Source organism: Mesorhizobium loti CJ3sym (assembly GCF_000472785.1).
GTDB lineage: Bacteria > Pseudomonadota > Alphaproteobacteria > Rhizobiales > Rhizobiaceae > Mesorhizobium > Mesorhizobium loti_E.
The window spans coordinates 89,650-104,177 of the sequence record NZ_AXAL01000016.1 but is presented as its reverse complement, the minus strand read 5'-3'; the positions used below and the strand labels follow the sequence as shown (position 1 = coordinate 104,177).

Genomic DNA, 14,528 nt, shown 5'->3' with positions numbered 1-14,528 from the left:
TGCTGGACGGCGCGCGCAAGACGGGCTAAGCCCCGAAAACGAAAAAATTGAATGGGCCACGACACCGAAGAGGCGCTTGGCGGTGGCACTTTGCCGGCAAGGATTGTGACAATGAATTGGATAAAGATCGCAGCTGTCGCGGCTCTCCTGGGGTGCCCGGGCGTCGCATTTGCAGGGCAGGCAGTGAGCTGCGGTGGCGCCGCCATGCTGGGTGGCGCGCAGCTCAACTGCAGCCACGTCGAACCCACGGCACCGCCGCAATTCTGCACGTTTAGCTGGGCTCTGCACACGGCGGCCGGCGATCAGAAAGTCGTCGACGGCAGCTTCCTGCTGCCGCCCGGAGCAGCGAATGTCACCGTCTACCAGGGCAGCGGTTTCGACAGCGCGCTGTCCAATCCGATCGTGATCTGCCGCGGCAACAAATGAAGTTTACCGCCACGCAAGACTCGCTCCTCGGCCAATTGGTGCTATAGGGCGGATCACGTTATTTTGACCAGACCCGTGCGACCGCCGAAGTGCACGGCGGCCAAGATCGGCAGCAACATTGACGCCATCAGGGGCGCCCATATCTCTTCTGGAGGCAGCAGCTTGAACGCTCTGAACAGCACCGTGATCAGCACCGACCTCTTCACGCGCGGGTGGATTTTCATTCGCGGCGTGCCGGCCATGAAATTCCTGCCGCCGGAAGGTCCGCCGGAAATCGCTTTTGCCGGCCGCTCCAATGTCGGCAAGTCGTCGCTGATCAACGCGCTGGTCAACCAGAAGGGGCTGGCCCGCACGTCAAACACGCCAGGGCGCACGCAGGAACTCAACTACTTCGTGCCGGACGGATTTTCGGGCGAGGGCGCCGACCTGCCGCCGATGGCGCTGGTCGACATGCCGGGCTACGGCTACGCCACAGCGCCCAAGGAGAAGGTCGACGAGTGGACCAAGCTGGTCTTCGACTATCTCAAGGGCCGCGTCACGCTGAAACGGGTCTATGTGCTGATCGACGCCCGCCATGGCATCAAGGCCAAGGATGACGAAGTGCTGTCGCTGCTCGACAAGGCGGCGGTGTCCTACCAGATCGTGCTGACCAAGACTGACAAGATCAAGGCCGCCGGCGTGCCGCGGCTGATCGAGGAGACGCTGGCCAAGATCAAGAAACGGCCGGCGGCGTTTCCGTTCGTGCTGGCGACATCATCGGAAAAGGGCGAAGGCCTCGAAGAGTTGCATGCCGCGATCGTGCTTGCGGCCAATGGCGGGTAAACCGGGCGCGGCGGGCACTACGCCGCGCTATACCTTTGCCTCGATTGCAATCATTTCGTGGCTTTCTTCCGCCGCAAGCTGCTCGGTGCCATAGGCCTTCAGGAACATGTCGACACCCGACCGCACGATGTGGTCGATCTCATCCTGGCCCGGAGCCTTGGTGCGGTAGGCAAAGAGGCATTGGCGGAAAAGACCGGACAGGCACAGTTCGGTGAGCTGGTAGGCGGCGAGATCCACATCGTCGATCTTCAGCAGGCCGCGGTCGATAGCCGCGTTCAGGAAGGTCATCATCTTGTCGTGGCCGCGTTTGGGACCGCGTTCGTAAAACCGCGCGCCAAGCTCGGGCATCCTGTCGGTGACACCGATCACCGTGCGCTGCGCCTGGATGACCTTTCCCGACGTGATCTTGAGTGACAGCACCTTGCCGTACTTCACCAGCGTCTCGCGCAGATCGTCGGCGCGGTCGAGCAGGTCATACATATTCTTGAAGATGGTGCCGCGCTCTTCCTCGATCAGCGCCTCGAACAGCTCTTCCTTGTTGGCGAAGTAGACATAGATGGTGCCCTTGGAGACACCAGCCTCGCGCGTAATGTCGTTCATCGAAGCGGCTTCGAAGCCTTTCTCGATGAAAACACGGCGGGCGCCCTCGATGATCTGGCTGCGCTTGACAGGGTCTTGCCCAGCCGCCGGGCGGCCGCGACGCAGCTCCAGCACGTCGCAAGGATCCTGGTCTACGTTGGGTAAGGTTTCGGCATTGGGTAAGGTTTCGGTCATAGGATGACACCTCGGAAATAATTCGAACCAACCGGTTCGATTGCCCCTTGATATGGTCCTCTTTTCGCGCTATGTCAACGCCCAGATCGAACCGAACGGTTCAGTATTATTGTTTTAGAGAGATGTCATGTCTTCGAACGCGCCAACCACTGCCGAAGTCCGCCCTTTCCCCAATGCCAAGGTCGCACCGGCGACGGAAGCACCGGAGATTCCCGTTCATCCGGTCGTCGCACCGCCGCCGGCGGCTGAAGCTCCGGCCAAGAAGAAGCGCTCGGTGCGCTCCTTCCTGTTGCCGATCATTGGCCTTGCCCTGCTGAGCGGCGGCGCCTGGTATGGCTACGACTACTGGACCACGGGCCGTTTCATGATCTCGACCGATGACGCCTATGTCCAGGCCGACATGGCCTTCGTCTCGCCCAAGATTTCCGGCTATGTCGATCAGGTCAAGGTCAGCGAGAACCAGCTGGTCAAGGCTGGCGACCCGCTGCTGACGATCGACGATGGTGACTACAAGATCGCCGTCGCCCAGGCCGAGGCGCAGATCGCCACGCTGGCCAAGACACTCGACCGCATCGATGCACAGACCAAGGCCGCGCAGGCCTCCCTGCAGCAGGCCCAGGCGCAGAAGGTTGCCGACCAGGCCGCGGCCGACAATGCCGGGCGTGGCCAGCAGCGCGCCGCGCAACTGCTCAAGACGCATGTCGGCACGCAGGCGCAGCTGGACGATGCCCAGACCGCGCTCGACCAGGCCAATGCCGCTCTCGTCGGCGCCGACGCTCAGATCGCCGCGGCGCAAGCCAATATCGGTGTGCTGGAAGCACAGCGCGCCGAATCGGCGAGCACGCTTGCTTCCTTGCAGCTCAACCGCGACAAGGCCGCGCGCGATCTTTCCTTCACCGTGCTCAAGGCGCCTTATGATGGTGTCGTCGGCAACCGCTCGGTCGAGCAGGGCGACCTCGTGAGCCCCGGCCAGAAGCTCGCCGTCGTCGTGCCGATGGACAAGCTCTACATCGTCGCCAACTTCAAGGAGACGCAGCTTGCCCGGCTGGTTCCGGGCGAAAAGGTCAACATCTCGGTCGACGCCATCGACGGCCAGCCCATCCAGGGTACCGTCTCGTCGCTGGCCCCGGCTTCAGGAGCGGTCTTCTCGCTGTTGCCGCCGGAAAATGCCACGGGCAACTTCACCAAGGTGGTGCAGCGCGTCCCGGTCCGCATCGACGTCCCGGCCGACGCCCTGAAGACTGGCAAGCTGCGTGCGGGCTTGAGCGTCATCGTCAACGTCGACAGCCGCACCGCACCTGCCACGACGACCAACTAAGCTCTTTCGGAGGGCGGCTCGGTGGCTGACTAAGCACTGAGCCGCCCGGCCTGCCTCAAGGAGGCCCATGCAATGGCAACCGCTACAATCACCGCAGGAGCGCCGCCGGCACGGCCGGCGGTCCCTGACACCATTTCGACGCGGCGTGTCATCGCCTTCCTGGCAATGGTGTTCGGCATGTTCATGGCGATCCTGGACATCCAGATCGTCTCGGCCTCGCTGGCCGAAATCCAGGCTGGCCTGAGCGCCAGTTCCGATGAAATTCCGTGGGTGCAGACGGCGTATCTGATCGCCGAGGTGGTGATGATCCCGCTGTCGGGCTTCCTCAGCCGCATGCTGTCGACGCGCGTGCTGTTCACCGTTGCCGCCGCGGGCTTCACCGCGGCAAGCGCTCTTGCCGCGACCGCCACCAACATCGATCAGATGATCGTCTACCGCGCCGTGCAAGGCTTCATCGGCGGCGGCATGATCCCGAGCGTCTTTGCGGCCGCGTTCACCATCTTCCCGCCCTCGAAGCGCGCCATCGTCTCGCCGATGATTGGCCTGGTGGCGACGCTGGCGCCGACGATCGGCCCGACCGTCGGCGGCTATATCAGTCATGCCTTTTCATGGCACTGGCTGTTCCTGGTCAATGTCGTGCCTGGCATTCTGGTGGCGACCGCTGCCTGGTCGCTGATCGATTTCGACAAGCCCAATCTCAAGCTGTTCAACAAGTTCGACTGGTGGGGCCTTGCCGGCATGGCGGCTTTCCTCGGCTGCATGGAATACGTGCTCGAAGAAGGCCCGAACAATGACTGGCTGCAGGACCAGGGCGTGTTCATCTGCGCCATCGTCATGACCATCGGCGCTGTCGTGTTCTTCTGGCGCGCGTTCACCGCCGAGGAGCCGATCGTCGACCTCAAGGCTTTCACCAACATCAACTTCGCCTTCGGCTCGCTGTTCTCGTTCGTCATCGGCATCGGCCTCTATGGGTTGACCTATCTCTATCCGGTCTTCCTCGGCCGCATCCGTGGTTATGATTCGATGATGATCGGCGAGGCGCTGTTCGTCAGCGGCCTGGCGATGTTCATCACCGCGCCGATCTCGGGCATCCTGTCGAGCAAGATGGATTTGCGGCTGATGATGATGATCGGCTTCTTCGGCTTCGCCACCGGCACCTGGTGGATGACGCATCTGACCGCCGACTGGGATTTCTATGAGCTGCTTATCCCGCAAATCCTGCGCGGCTGTTCGATGATGCTGTGCATGGTGCCGATCAACAACATCGCGCTCGGCACCTTGCCGCCGGACCGGCTGAAGAATGCGTCCGGCCTGTTCAACCTCACCCGCAACCTCGGCGGTGCCGTTGGCCTTGCCCTGATCAACACCGTGCTGATCGACCGCAATGCCTTCCACTACGCAAGGCTGGCCGAGCATGTGCAGTGGGGCAGTGCCGCCGCGCAGACCAAGTTGCAGAACATGACGCTCAACTTCGAGCAGGTCACCGGTCTCGATGCCACCAGTGCCGCGATCTCCAAGCTGTCGGGCATGGTCCAGCAGCAGGCGGCGCTGCTGTCCTTCATGGACGTGTTCTACCTGCTGACGGTGCTGTTTGGGACGCTCGGTCTGTTCACCATGCTGATCAAGAAGCCGGCGCCCGTTGGCGGTGGTGGAGGCGGCCACTGAGATTAAGCTGATACGTGGCGTCGTTTTCGGGAAGCTCCTCCAGTCCACGCCCGAAAGCATGACCGCGCAAAAAAACTCCGGGCCGCAAGACCCGGAGTTTTTTATTACCGATAAGTTCGTCAGGCCGTGGCAGGCTTGAAGGTCAGTGCCACGCCGTTGATGCAGTGGCGCAGGCCGGTCGGCGCCGGGCCATCGTCGAAGACGTGGCCGAGATGGCCGCCGCAGCGGCGGCAATGCACTTCGGTGCGGGTCATGCCGAGCGACCTGTCCTCGGTCTTGCCGATACCATTGGCGATCTCTTGCCAGAAGCTCGGCCAGCCGGTGCCGGAATCGAACTTCGTCTCCGAGGGATAGACCGGCAGGTCGCAGCCGGCACAGGCGAATATGCCCTTGCGGTGCTCGTTGAGCAGCGGGCTGGTGCCGGGATACTCCGTGCCTTCCTTGCGCAGCACGTCAAAGGCGGCGGGCGACAGGATGGCTTTCCATTCGTCATCGGTCTTGGTGACCTCGAATTTCTCGGCCGCTTGCGCGGTCTGCGGAATGCCCATGCGCAGCATGGCTGCCGCGGCCCCGACCACGCCGATGGCGGCGGCACCGCTCAAAAGAAGATCGCGACGGTTCATGACCAGTTCCTCCTGTCGTTTCTTTGCCAAACTATACCGTCACGCGAAAATCAAAAAGCCGGTGACGGTTGCCCTCAACGAAACTCCGCGCCGGTCCACGGATAACCGTGGGCGTCGCGGAGCACGCGTGTCGTCTGCAGGTCACGGGAGCGAGACTATGCAACCGACGGAGGGCTCTTGCTGCAGGTTCGTCGCGGCAAGCCCTTTGTTACATTTTCGGGCCGATCACATCTTCGGGAGCAAAACCTTGTCGATGACGTGGATGACGCCGTTGGACTGCTCGACATCGGCGATCGTCACATTGGCGACGTTGCCGTTCTCATCGGTGACGGTGACCTTGCCGCCCTCGGCCTTCAGCGACAGCTCGCAACCGCCGACCGTCTTGACCTTGTGCGTGCCGCCGTCAGCCTTGGCCATCGCGGCCACGTCAGCCGCCATCGCCTTGGCGGCGACGACATGGCAGGTCAGGATCTTGACGAGCTTGTCCTTGTTCTCTGGCTTGAGCAGCGTGTCGACCGTACCGGCCGGCAGCGCGGCGAAGGCCTCATTGGTCGGCGCGAAAACGGTGAACGGGCCGGCGCCCTGCAGGGTCTCGACCAGGCCGGCTGCCTTGACGGCGGCGACCAGCGTCGTGTGGTCCTTCGAATTGACGGCGTTCTCGACGATGTTCTTGTTGGCATACATGGCGGCGCCGCCGACCATCGGGTTTTCAGCATAGGCAGCGGTGGCGAGCACGGAAACAGCGATGGTACCGGCGAGCAAAAGGGTGGCGTATTTACGCATGATGATCAAACTCCTCGGGTTTTTCTCTTCCCATTTTTGGGGACGCGAGGAGATACGGAACACAAATGCGTGAGTTTCAGAATATTCGGACTTTTTTATTTTATTCGTTCTGAGAAAGAGATTTATTTCGCGCGGCGATTTGCCGATCACATGTCTATTTAGACATGCCTGACATAATGCAGGTTATAATTATTCTATAGCCGATTTCGCGGGAGGAGCAGGTCAGATGCTCTTCAGGTCGCCAGCGGCAACCACCGGCCCGGTGGGCTGTCCGGTCGGCGATCCGCCAGCAGGCTCAAGGCTGACGGCCAGCACGGCGCCCTGGGCGAGCTTCTGCTGCGCCGCCGGCGAGACGACGATATGCGCTGTCGAGCCGACCGGAATGACGCCCATCGACACCGGCGGGTTCTTGCCTTCGATCATCCACAGTTCGAAGTCCTTGCCGGAAGCACGCTCACCTGAGACATGCGATAGGCCAACCTCGTGATGTGCGGCATCATAGACGGCAAGGTATTTGACATCGCTGCCGTCGGCGGCCAGCGAGGCGACAAGCCGTGCCTGCGGCTGTGCGACCGGAGGGTTAACGTAAGGGATCGCAATGTAGATCGCCAGCGCGGCAACCGCTGCCGCGGCAAGGCCGCGCCAGAAGGCGAGGCTGGACCACAGGCCGGCGCGTGCTTCGGCGGACGTAGCTGCGGTCGACGCAAACAGCCGTCGGTCGATCGCCGGTTTCACGGAAGCTGGCGGCTCGATTTCCGGATAGGCGGCAGCCATGGGCGACAGATGAACCTCCCAGCCATCTACCAGCCGCGCGAAATCGGTTTCCGAATCGATGCGCCTCGAAGCGATCTGCCGCTCGTCCGCCGGCAGCACGCCAAGAACGTATTCGGCGGCGAACAGGTCGTCGCCCCCACGTTCCGGTCCATTGTCCTCTGCGAGCGTCATCTTTCCAGACATTCTCTGAGTTTCATCAGGCTGCGGCGCAGCCAGGTACGCATCGTGTTCAACGGCACGCCATGGCGCTCCGCCAGTTCGGCATAGCTTTCGCCCTTGAGATAAGCGCCCCGGACGGCCGCCGCCCGGTCTTTCTCCAATTCATCGAGACAATGATGGATGCGTTCGGACTCATCGCCCGCCACCACCATCGCTTCAGGTCCCGGCGCCGGATCGGCCACGTCGAGCGCGGCATCGATATCGGCCGCAGGCTTACGCCGCGCCCTGATGCGATCGATCGCATGGTTGCGCGCGATTGCCACCAGCCAGGAAATCGGGCTCAGATCGGAAACAGCAAAACGGTCCGCCTTCGTCCATATCTTGACGAAGACTTCCTGCAAGGCTTCTTCCGCATCTCCCCGGTCGTTCAATACACGAAGGCACACGCCGAAAAGTTTCGCGCTGGTCTGCCGGTACAGCAGATCGAACGCGGCCCGGTCCTTCATCGAAGTCCGGACGATCAGCTTGGTGATGTCCTGCGGCGTCATGTCAGGCAAATTAGGGTATTGCGATGTATTTGCAACGGCGGAAATAGCCTTGTGCACGTCTAGCTTCACGCTTTTCATGCCCGGGTCGACCGTTGATTTGCCATTGAAGTCGCCACTGGCTAGCCTTGCCCGAGGTGTCGGTGGAGCGCGCGCATGTCGGTTGAACGGGTCCTGTGGGAACAAGATGCAACAGGCCTCGCCGGTCTGGTGCGCAAGGGCGAACTGTCGGCGATCGAACTGACCGAAGCGGCCATCGCCCGCGCCGAGGCCACAAGGCCCGAAATCAATGCCACGGCCGAACCGCTTTATGAAATGGCCCGGGCGCGAGCGAAAACCATGGATCGCTCGCTACCGCTGGCCGGCGTGCCCTTTGCCATCAAGGACCTCGGCATCGCCATCAAGGGCGTGCCGTCGCATGGCGGCAGCCGCATTCCTGCCTCTGTGCCCGATGTCAATTCGGTGATGACCGATCGCTACCTCGCTGCGGGTCTCATTCCGCTCGTCACCTCGACATCGCCCGAACACGGGCTGCGGCTGATGACCGAATCCAAGGCCTTCGGCATCACCCGCAACCCCTGGAACACCGGCCACACCAGCGGCGGCTCTTCGGGTGGCGCGGCGGCCCTCGTCGCCGCCGGCGTGGTGCCGGTGGCGCATGCCTCTGATGGCGGCGGTTCGATCCGGGTGCCGTCCGCCTGCACCGGGCTTGTCGGCCTCAAGACCTCGCGCGGGCGTATCCCGCTGACGCCGCTGGTCAGCGAAGGCTGGTACGGCATGGTGGTCGACCATGCCGTCACCCGCTCGGTGCGCGATTGCGCTCTGCTGCTCGATCTCACCCATGGCCCCGACTCCTTGTCGCCCTATGCCGCGCTGCCGCCGAAGGGCACATTCGCCGCTGCCGCCGCGCGCGATCCCGGCAAGCTCAGGCTGGCCGTCTACCGCAACTCGCCGCTCGGCCTGCCGATCTCGGCCGAGACACTGAAAGCGCTCGACACGGCGGTGGCGCTTGCCCGCGAGGGCGGCCATACGGTCGAGGATATCGACCTGCCCTTCATCGGCCGCGACTTCTTCGCCGACTTCTGCAGGACGGTTGCTTCCGCCGTCGCCGGCATGCTGCGGGCAGAAGCGCTGCGCGTCGGCCGTTCCGTTACCGGCGACGTCGAGCGCGCCACGCGCGTGCTCGGCCGGCTGGGCGAAATGGTCTCGGCCGGCGAGATCTATGCCGCCCTGCAGCGGCTGCACGCCGCCTCACGGCGGATGATCGAGGAGACCGCGCAGTATGATGCCGTGCTGATGCCCATCATCGCGCACCCGCCGCTCGCCTGTGGCGCCATGGATCCGAAAGGCACCGATGAGCTGATCGAGAACCTGCTCGACAAGCTTCATCTGACGCCGCTGCTGAAAGTGAAATCCTTGTTCGGCCAGCTGATGGACAAGAGCCTGTTGTTCACCCATTGGCCGGCGATCCACAATGTCAGCGGCCAGCCATCGATCGCGCTGCCGGTTTACGTTACCGATGCCGGCCTGCCGCTCGGCATCCAGGCTGCCGGCCGCCCGGGCGATGAGGAGACGCTTCTGTCCTTCGCCGCGCAGATGGAGAAGATCTCGGGTTGGTTGAAGCGGCGGGCGCCGCTGATGGTGCCGTGACGATGACGAGGCTGCGAGCCGCCCGAATATGACAACAATGACATTTGCGAGCAGAGCCAATTCCCGCTAAGACGCCGCGGTCTTTACCCATATCCAGGAAATCACGCCGATGACGGAAATAACCGCCACCGCCGAAATGCAGGCCGATCTGCTGTCGCGGGCGCTGCCCTACATGCAACGCTACGAGCACAAGACGATCGTGGTGAAATATGGCGGCCACGCCATGGGCGACCTTGAGCTCGGCAAGGCCTTTGCGCGCGACATCGCACTGCTCAAGCAATCCGGCGTCAACCCGATCGTCGTGCATGGCGGCGGGCCGCAGATTGGCGCCATGCTGGCCAAGATGGGCATCGAATCCAGGTTCGAAGGCGGCCTGCGCGTCACCGACCAGAAGACGGTCGAGATCGTCGAAATGGTGCTGGCCGGCTCGATCAACAAGGAGATCGTGGCGTTGATCAACGCCGAGGGCGAATGGGCGATCGGCCTGTGCGGCAAGGACGGCAACATGGTCTTCGCCGAAAAGGCCCGCAAGACGATGATCGACCCGGACTCCAACATCGAGCGGGTGCTTGATCTCGGTTTCGTCGGCGAGCCGGTCGAGGTCGACCGTACGCTGCTCGACCTTCTGGCGCGCTCGGAAATGATCCCGGTGCTGGCGCCGGTGGCGCCCGGCCGCGACGGCCACACCTACAACATCAACGCCGACACGTTTGCCGGCGCCATTGCGGGCGCCTGCAAGGCCTCGCGTCTTCTGTTCCTGACCGACGTGCCCGGCGTGCTCGACAAGAACAAGAAGCTGATCGACGAGCTGACCGTGGCCGAGGCCCGGGCGCTGATCAAGGACGGTACGGTTTCGGGCGGCATGATCCCCAAGGTCGAGACCTGCATCGAGGCGATCGAGCGGGGCGTTGAAGGCGTCGTCATCCTCAATGGCAAGACGCCGCATGCGGTGCTGCTCGAGCTGTTCACCGAACACGGCGCCGGCACGCTGATCGTGCCGTAGTCGATTGTCAGCCAGCTAATCGTTTCGCTGGCGGCAGCTCGTGACTTATGACGACAGAGGGCGCCGGCTTTCGTGCCAGGCGTTGAACGGTCATCGATTCCTCCTCGGCGTCCTGCGGTGCGCCCCAGAATTCGGCCAGCGTCGGGCCGTCCTTCACCCGGCCATCGCGAACCAGAAAACCCCAGACCTCACGAAACCAGACGCGGCGGCCCATTTGCGTGTACCAGCGCATCGAATGGCGCTGTTCGGGATCGGGATGGAACAGGATGCGCGCCAGCGCTTTCGGCCGCGACTGCACGGCGACTTCGATCAGCTTGACGCTGAAGAACAGCATCCACGGCTTCAGCCGCGTCATCTGCAGCACCTGGTGCTTGTAATCCCACAGGCGAGCATCTTGCTGAATCACCTTGCGATCCCTGGCGATGCGGAAGAACGGCGTCCAGCGATGCGGCGTCACGTAAAGCGCCTGGATCTGGTCGGGGTCATAGGCGATGAGCTGGCGAAAGCCGCGCCACAGATCGCGAAAGCCTTCATCCTCGAAGCCCGCCACCCAGGTCGCCATCGACAATATGCCGTGCTTTCGCAGCAGCTTTATCGCCTCGCGGTCGGAGGAGGTGCTGCCGCCCTTGCGGATCAGCTGCAACGTCTGTTCGTCGGTGTTCTCCATGCCGAGCAGCCAGCGGATGACACCGGCCTTGCGGTAGAGGTGCAGGATGTCGGCATCGCGCACGATGTCGTCGGCCCGCGTCGAGCCGACGATCAGCACCGGCACATTCTCGGCAATCAGGGCGTCGAGAAAGGCGCGCCACGCCTTCTTCGAAACCGTCGGGTTCTCGTCGGCGAGGTTGATCAGCTCGACGCCGTGTTCGCGGTGCAGCCAGGCGATCTCCTGCGCGAATTTTTTGGGATCGCGATGCCGCCAGCGGGTCCAAAAGCCGCGCTGGCCGCAATAGTTGCACAGATGCGGGCAGCCGCGGGAAAACTGCATGACCACGGCGCGCTTGCCGCCCCAGTAGCTGTATCTGCCGTGATCGATCAGTTCCCAGCCGACGCGGTAGGCATCGAGCTCGGCAATGGTCATCGCTGCCTGCGTGGCGAAGGGGTGGTGCAGGTCGTCGCGAAAGGCGATGCCGGCGACGCTTGCTGCCGGCTGGTGCATTTCCAACGCCTCGACCAGCGCCACCACGGTCGCCTCGCCCTCGCCGCGCACGATGAAGTCGAAGACCTCGGTTGCCGCCAGTATGTCGCGCCAGTGATAGGTCGGGAAGACGCCGCCATAGATGATCATGGTTGCCGGCTCGCGCTGCTTGATCATGCCGGCAATCAGCAAGGCGGTCGGGTGCGCCGAGGTCGAGCCGGAATGGCCCATCAGGACGAAATCGGGAAACCCGTCCAGGGCGTCGCGCACGACGCTCTCGAGCGGCATCGGCCCGAATTCGGCGTCGACCAGCCGCACCTCGTGCCCCGCATCGATCAGGGGCCCGCCGATCGCCAGCAGGCCAAGCGGCGGCAGGTGATCGTCCGGCACGCGGCTGCCGATGGCGGTGTGCGGCGGATTGATCAGGACGATTTTCATGGCGGACCTCGTGGAGAGATGGTCCGCTTATGCTGGCCGGCGATGTGGACGCTCGATTGGCCCGTTTCAGCAGTTTGCGTGCAGCTTTCACGCAAGAATGCGGAGTAGCGTCACTTCCTGAGATGCGCGAGCGGCACGTGGCCCGGTCCCTTGATGTTTTGCAGCACCAGCTGCGTGTGGACGTCGCGCACGCCGTCGAGCCGCATCAGCCGGTGCATGACGAAGGCGTTGAGCTCGTCGACAGACGGCACCATGACATGCAGCAGGAAGTCGTGGTCGCCGGTCATCGTCCAGCACGCCGATACCTCGTCCATGCGCTGCACGGCGGCGATGAAGGTTTCCGGCGAACCGTCGCTGTGGCTGACCAGGCGCACCTGGATGAACACCTCGACCATTAGGCCCACCGCGCGGCGGCTGATCACCGCGGCAAATCCCTTGATGATGCCGGCATCCTGCAACGCCTCGAAGCGTCGTGCACATGGCGTCGTCGACAAGCCGATCTCTTGCGCCAGCTCGGAGACGGGCTTGCGGCCGTCGCGTTGCAGGACATCGAGCATCTTGATCTCGAAATCGTCGAATTGAGGCATTTTCACTCATCTAATGCAAATTGTGAGTGAATGTTATCTCGAATCTCGCCGACGAGCCATCATCAAAACCAAATTGCCTCGGCAAGTTCGGCTAGTCTTTGGTCAGGTCAGCATTGATGATTTGCGAGGAGAAAACCATGACGACGATGAGCGTTGCCGAATATGCCCGCGACTGTGCGGCGCAGGGATTGCGCGGCGACTATTCGGTTTGCCGTTCCGATTTCACCGTGGCGCAGGGTTATGACTACAGCGCCGAGGAACAGGCGGTGTGGCGCACACTATGCGATCGCCAGACCAAGCTGACGCGCAAGCTCGCCCACCATTCCTACCTCGACGGTGTCGAAAAACTCGGCCTGCTCGACCGCATCCCCGATTTCGCTGATATCAGCGCCAAGCTGCGCAAGCTCACCGGCTGGGAGATCGTCGCCGTGCCGGGTCTTATCCCCGCCGCACCTTTCTTTGATCATCTCGCCAATCGCCGCTTCCCGGTCACCAACTGGCTGCGGACCCGGCAGGAACTCGACTACATTGTCGAGCCCGACATGTTCCACGATTTCTTCGGCCACGTGCCGGTGCTGTCGCAGCCGGTGTTCGCCGATTTCATGCAGATGTATGGCAAGAAGGCCGGCGACATCATCGCGCTCGGCGGCGACGAGATGATCACCCGGCTCTACTGGTACACGGCCGAATACGGCCTGATGCAGGAGGCCGGCCAGCCGCTGAAGGCCTTTGGCGCCGGCCTGATGTCGTCCTTTACCGAATTGCAGTTCGCCGTCGGCAGCAAGGACGCCCATCACGTGCCGTTCGACTTGGAAATGGTGATGCGCACCGGCTACGAGATCGACAAGTTCCAGCGCGCCTATTTCGTGCTGCCGTCCTTCGACGCCTTGCGTGACGCCTTCCAGACCGCCGATTTCGAGGCGATCGTCGCGCGCCGCAAGGCCCGGCCAGCGCTCGACCCGGTGACGGTCTAGTTTTCGGAAGAACGTTTCCCGCCCACGCCTGTGGGCGGGAGCCATCGACATCCCTATCGCCCGGGGGTGTGCGCCCCCTCGGCCTTCAGCCGCTCGAGCTGAGCGCGCTGCAGGGCGAGCGCGGCATTGACGAAGCGCGATATGGTGGCGAGCTCAGCGTCGCTGAAGGTGGCGATCACCTTTTCGCCTTCCCGCGCGATGGCGCCGTAATAGCGCGCCGACAGCTCCCGCGTCGCTTCTGTCGCCTCGATCACCACTTTGCGCCTGTCCTCGAGACTGCGCGTGCGGGTCAGCAGCCCGCGTGCTTCCAGTCGGTCGATCAGCGCCGTCACCGCGGCCGGTGTCAGGCCGGTGGCGGTTGCGATCGCGCCCGCCGATTGTGGACCGCCATAGAGCAGCCCGACGCAATGGCGCTCGGCCATGTTCAGTCCAAGCCTCATACCCACCGCTTCGTCATAGGCCTGCGTCGCGTCCTGCCATTGCATGATGGCGTGGCCGATCGCGGCCGTCATTTCGTCGCGATTGCCGCTTGACGAATTTACTTCGATCATCTAACTATCAATCCGTCTAACATTTAGACCATCGCAACAATATGCGGCTGGGACGCAGACAAGGCAAGAGCCTGCCGCCCGACAAGGAGTGAAAAATGAGCTTGATTCAACAGCGTGCCCCCCTCTCGCACGAGGAAGAATTCAAATACGCCAAGCTGGCGATGGAATGGTATGGCTGGGGCTCGCCCATCGGCCTCGGCATCCTGCTCGTATCGCTGGCCGCCGCGGCCGTGCTGGTGCGCATCGCCATTTACGGCTTTTGAGCGTGCCGTGTTTTCGCCGGCGCCATCACTGGCGC

The 14,528-nt window shown here is 62.9% G+C and carries 16 protein-coding genes; 8 read left to right on the top strand and 8 right to left on the bottom strand.

The features are described from left to right. Window positions 1–51 precede the first annotated feature (51 nt). Both A3A9_RS0122195 and yihA read left to right on the top strand, forming a co-directional pair. Entirely contained in the window at window positions 52–426 is a 375-nt protein-coding gene (locus A3A9_RS0122195; RefSeq protein ID WP_245279094.1) for a hypothetical protein, read from the top strand. Between the two features lie 162 nt (window positions 427–588). Further along, complete coding sequence (gene yihA, locus A3A9_RS0122190; protein WP_027032342.1) at window positions 589–1,248, top strand: ribosome biogenesis GTP-binding protein YihA/YsxC; 660 nt, start codon at window positions 589–591, stop codon at window positions 1,246–1,248. 27 nt (window positions 1,249–1,275) lie between these two features. On the opposite strand, the gene A3A9_RS0122185 is transcribed toward yihA, so the two are convergent. Next, window positions 1,276–2,022, bottom strand: a complete 747-nt coding sequence (locus A3A9_RS0122185) for a TetR/AcrR family transcriptional regulator (protein WP_027060743.1) — start codon at window positions 2,020–2,022, stop codon at window positions 1,276–1,278. A 127-nt stretch (window positions 2,023–2,149) separates the two neighbouring features. Here A3A9_RS0122185 and A3A9_RS0122180 point away from each other — a divergent pair, with 127 nt between their 5' ends. Together A3A9_RS0122180 and A3A9_RS0122175 are read left to right on the top strand one after the other, a co-directional pair. Continuing rightward, complete coding sequence (locus tag A3A9_RS0122180) at window positions 2,150–3,340, top strand: HlyD family secretion protein (RefSeq protein WP_027060742.1); 1,191 nt, start codon at window positions 2,150–2,152, stop codon at window positions 3,338–3,340. Between the two features lie 72 nt (window positions 3,341–3,412). Next, on the top strand, window positions 3,413–5,005 hold the full coding sequence (locus A3A9_RS0122175; RefSeq protein WP_027060741.1) for a DHA2 family efflux MFS transporter permease subunit: 1,593 nt from the start codon (window positions 3,413–3,415) through the stop codon (window positions 5,003–5,005). A 119-nt stretch (window positions 5,006–5,124) separates the two neighbouring features. Here the strand turns inward: A3A9_RS0122175 and msrB are convergent, their stop codons facing one another. The 4 genes from msrB to A3A9_RS0122150 all read right to left on the bottom strand — a co-directional run bounded on the left by msrB (window position 5,125) and on the right by A3A9_RS0122150 (window position 7,892). Further along, the gene (msrB, locus tag A3A9_RS0122165) at window positions 5,125–5,628 is read right to left on the bottom strand and encodes a peptide-methionine (R)-S-oxide reductase MsrB (protein WP_027060740.1); all 504 of its coding nucleotides are present in this window, start codon (window positions 5,626–5,628) and stop codon (window positions 5,125–5,127) included. Between the two features lie 225 nt (window positions 5,629–5,853). Further along, window positions 5,854–6,411: a fasciclin domain-containing protein gene (locus A3A9_RS0122160; RefSeq protein WP_027060739.1), complete on the bottom strand. Its 558-nt coding sequence runs from the start codon at window positions 6,409–6,411 to the stop codon at window positions 5,854–5,856. Window positions 6,412–6,633: 222 nt separating this feature from the next. Continuing rightward, complete coding sequence (locus tag A3A9_RS0122155) at window positions 6,634–7,356, bottom strand: anti-sigma factor (RefSeq protein WP_027060738.1); 723 nt, start codon at window positions 7,354–7,356, stop codon at window positions 6,634–6,636. Then, window positions 7,353–7,892: a sigma-70 family RNA polymerase sigma factor gene (locus A3A9_RS0122150; RefSeq protein WP_027040874.1), complete on the bottom strand. Its 540-nt coding sequence runs from the start codon at window positions 7,890–7,892 to the stop codon at window positions 7,353–7,355. Before A3A9_RS0122150 ends, A3A9_RS0122155 begins: the two co-directional genes overlap by 4 nt. Before the next feature lie 153 nt (window positions 7,893–8,045). Here A3A9_RS0122150 and A3A9_RS0122145 point away from each other — a divergent pair, with 153 nt between their 5' ends. Together A3A9_RS0122145 and argB are read left to right on the top strand one after the other, a co-directional pair. Then, entirely contained in the window at window positions 8,046–9,539 is a 1,494-nt protein-coding gene (locus A3A9_RS0122145) for an amidase (RefSeq protein ID WP_027060737.1), read from the top strand. A 109-nt stretch (window positions 9,540–9,648) separates the two neighbouring features. Beyond that, complete coding sequence (argB, locus tag A3A9_RS0122140) at window positions 9,649–10,542, top strand: acetylglutamate kinase (protein ID WP_027060736.1); 894 nt, start codon at window positions 9,649–9,651, stop codon at window positions 10,540–10,542. A 7-nt stretch (window positions 10,543–10,549) separates the two neighbouring features. Here argB and bchE read toward each other — a convergent pair whose 3' ends face one another. Next, window positions 10,550–12,118 (bottom strand): magnesium-protoporphyrin IX monomethyl ester anaerobic oxidative cyclase, encoded by a 1,569-nt coding sequence (bchE, locus tag A3A9_RS0122135; RefSeq protein WP_027060735.1) that lies wholly within the window; start codon window positions 12,116–12,118, stop codon window positions 10,550–10,552. A gap of 110 nt (window positions 12,119–12,228) precedes the next feature. Next, window positions 12,229–12,705: an Lrp/AsnC family transcriptional regulator gene (locus tag A3A9_RS0122130; RefSeq protein WP_027060734.1), complete on the bottom strand. Its 477-nt coding sequence runs from the start codon at window positions 12,703–12,705 to the stop codon at window positions 12,229–12,231. 137 nt (window positions 12,706–12,842) lie between these two features. On the opposite strand from A3A9_RS0122130, the gene phhA reads away from it, so the two are divergent. Continuing rightward, the gene (phhA, locus tag A3A9_RS0122125) at window positions 12,843–13,679 is read left to right on the top strand and encodes a phenylalanine 4-monooxygenase (RefSeq protein WP_027060733.1); all 837 of its coding nucleotides are present in this window, start codon (window positions 12,843–12,845) and stop codon (window positions 13,677–13,679) included. Window positions 13,680–13,732: 53 nt separating this feature from the next. On the opposite strand, the gene A3A9_RS0122120 is transcribed toward phhA, so the two are convergent. Beyond that, a complete protein-coding gene (locus A3A9_RS0122120; RefSeq protein WP_027060732.1) occupies window positions 13,733–14,230 on the bottom strand; it encodes a MarR family winged helix-turn-helix transcriptional regulator in 498 nt (165 codons plus the stop codon). A gap of 95 nt (window positions 14,231–14,325) precedes the next feature. On the opposite strand from A3A9_RS0122120, the gene A3A9_RS45280 reads away from it, so the two are divergent. Continuing rightward, window positions 14,326–14,493, top strand: coding sequence for a hypothetical protein (locus A3A9_RS45280; RefSeq protein WP_202596400.1), 168 nt, complete (start codon window positions 14,326–14,328; stop codon window positions 14,491–14,493). Window positions 14,494–14,528: the final 35 nt, after the last annotated feature.

Excerpts from the sequence above, each read along its gene's own strand:
- A3A9_RS0122160 (WP_027060739.1), bottom strand. The coding sequence starts at position 6,411 with ATGCGTAAATACGCCACCCTTTTGCTCGCCGGTACCATCGCTGTTTCC.
- A3A9_RS45280 (WP_202596400.1), top strand. The coding sequence starts at position 14,326 with ATGAGCTTGATTCAACAGCGTGCCCCCCTCTCGCACGAGGAAGAATTC.
- bchE (WP_027060735.1), bottom strand. The coding sequence starts at position 12,118 with ATGAAAATCGTCCTGATCAATCCGCCGCACACCGCCATCGGCAGCCGC.
- msrB (WP_027060740.1), bottom strand. The coding sequence starts at position 5,628 with ATGAACCGTCGCGATCTTCTTTTGAGCGGTGCCGCCGCCATCGGCGTG.
- A3A9_RS0122150 (WP_027040874.1), bottom strand. The coding sequence starts at position 7,892 with ATGACGCCGCAGGACATCACCAAGCTGATCGTCCGGACTTCGATGAAG.
- phhA (WP_027060733.1), top strand. The coding sequence starts at position 12,843 with ATGACGACGATGAGCGTTGCCGAATATGCCCGCGACTGTGCGGCGCAG.
- A3A9_RS0122130 (WP_027060734.1), bottom strand. The coding sequence starts at position 12,705 with ATGCCTCAATTCGACGATTTCGAGATCAAGATGCTCGATGTCCTGCAA.
- argB (WP_027060736.1), top strand. The coding sequence starts at position 9,649 with ATGACGGAAATAACCGCCACCGCCGAAATGCAGGCCGATCTGCTGTCG.
- A3A9_RS0122180 (WP_027060742.1), top strand. The coding sequence starts at position 2,150 with ATGTCTTCGAACGCGCCAACCACTGCCGAAGTCCGCCCTTTCCCCAAT.
- A3A9_RS0122120 (WP_027060732.1), bottom strand. The coding sequence starts at position 14,230 with ATGATCGAAGTAAATTCGTCAAGCGGCAATCGCGACGAAATGACGGCC.
- A3A9_RS0122195 (WP_245279094.1), top strand. The coding sequence starts at position 52 with ATGGGCCACGACACCGAAGAGGCGCTTGGCGGTGGCACTTTGCCGGCA.
- A3A9_RS0122145 (WP_027060737.1), top strand. The coding sequence starts at position 8,046 with ATGTCGGTTGAACGGGTCCTGTGGGAACAAGATGCAACAGGCCTCGCC.
- A3A9_RS0122175 (WP_027060741.1), top strand. The coding sequence starts at position 3,413 with ATGGCAACCGCTACAATCACCGCAGGAGCGCCGCCGGCACGGCCGGCG.
- A3A9_RS0122185 (WP_027060743.1), bottom strand. The coding sequence starts at position 2,022 with ATGACCGAAACCTTACCCAATGCCGAAACCTTACCCAACGTAGACCAG.
- A3A9_RS0122155 (WP_027060738.1), bottom strand. The coding sequence starts at position 7,356 with ATGACGCTCGCAGAGGACAATGGACCGGAACGTGGGGGCGACGACCTG.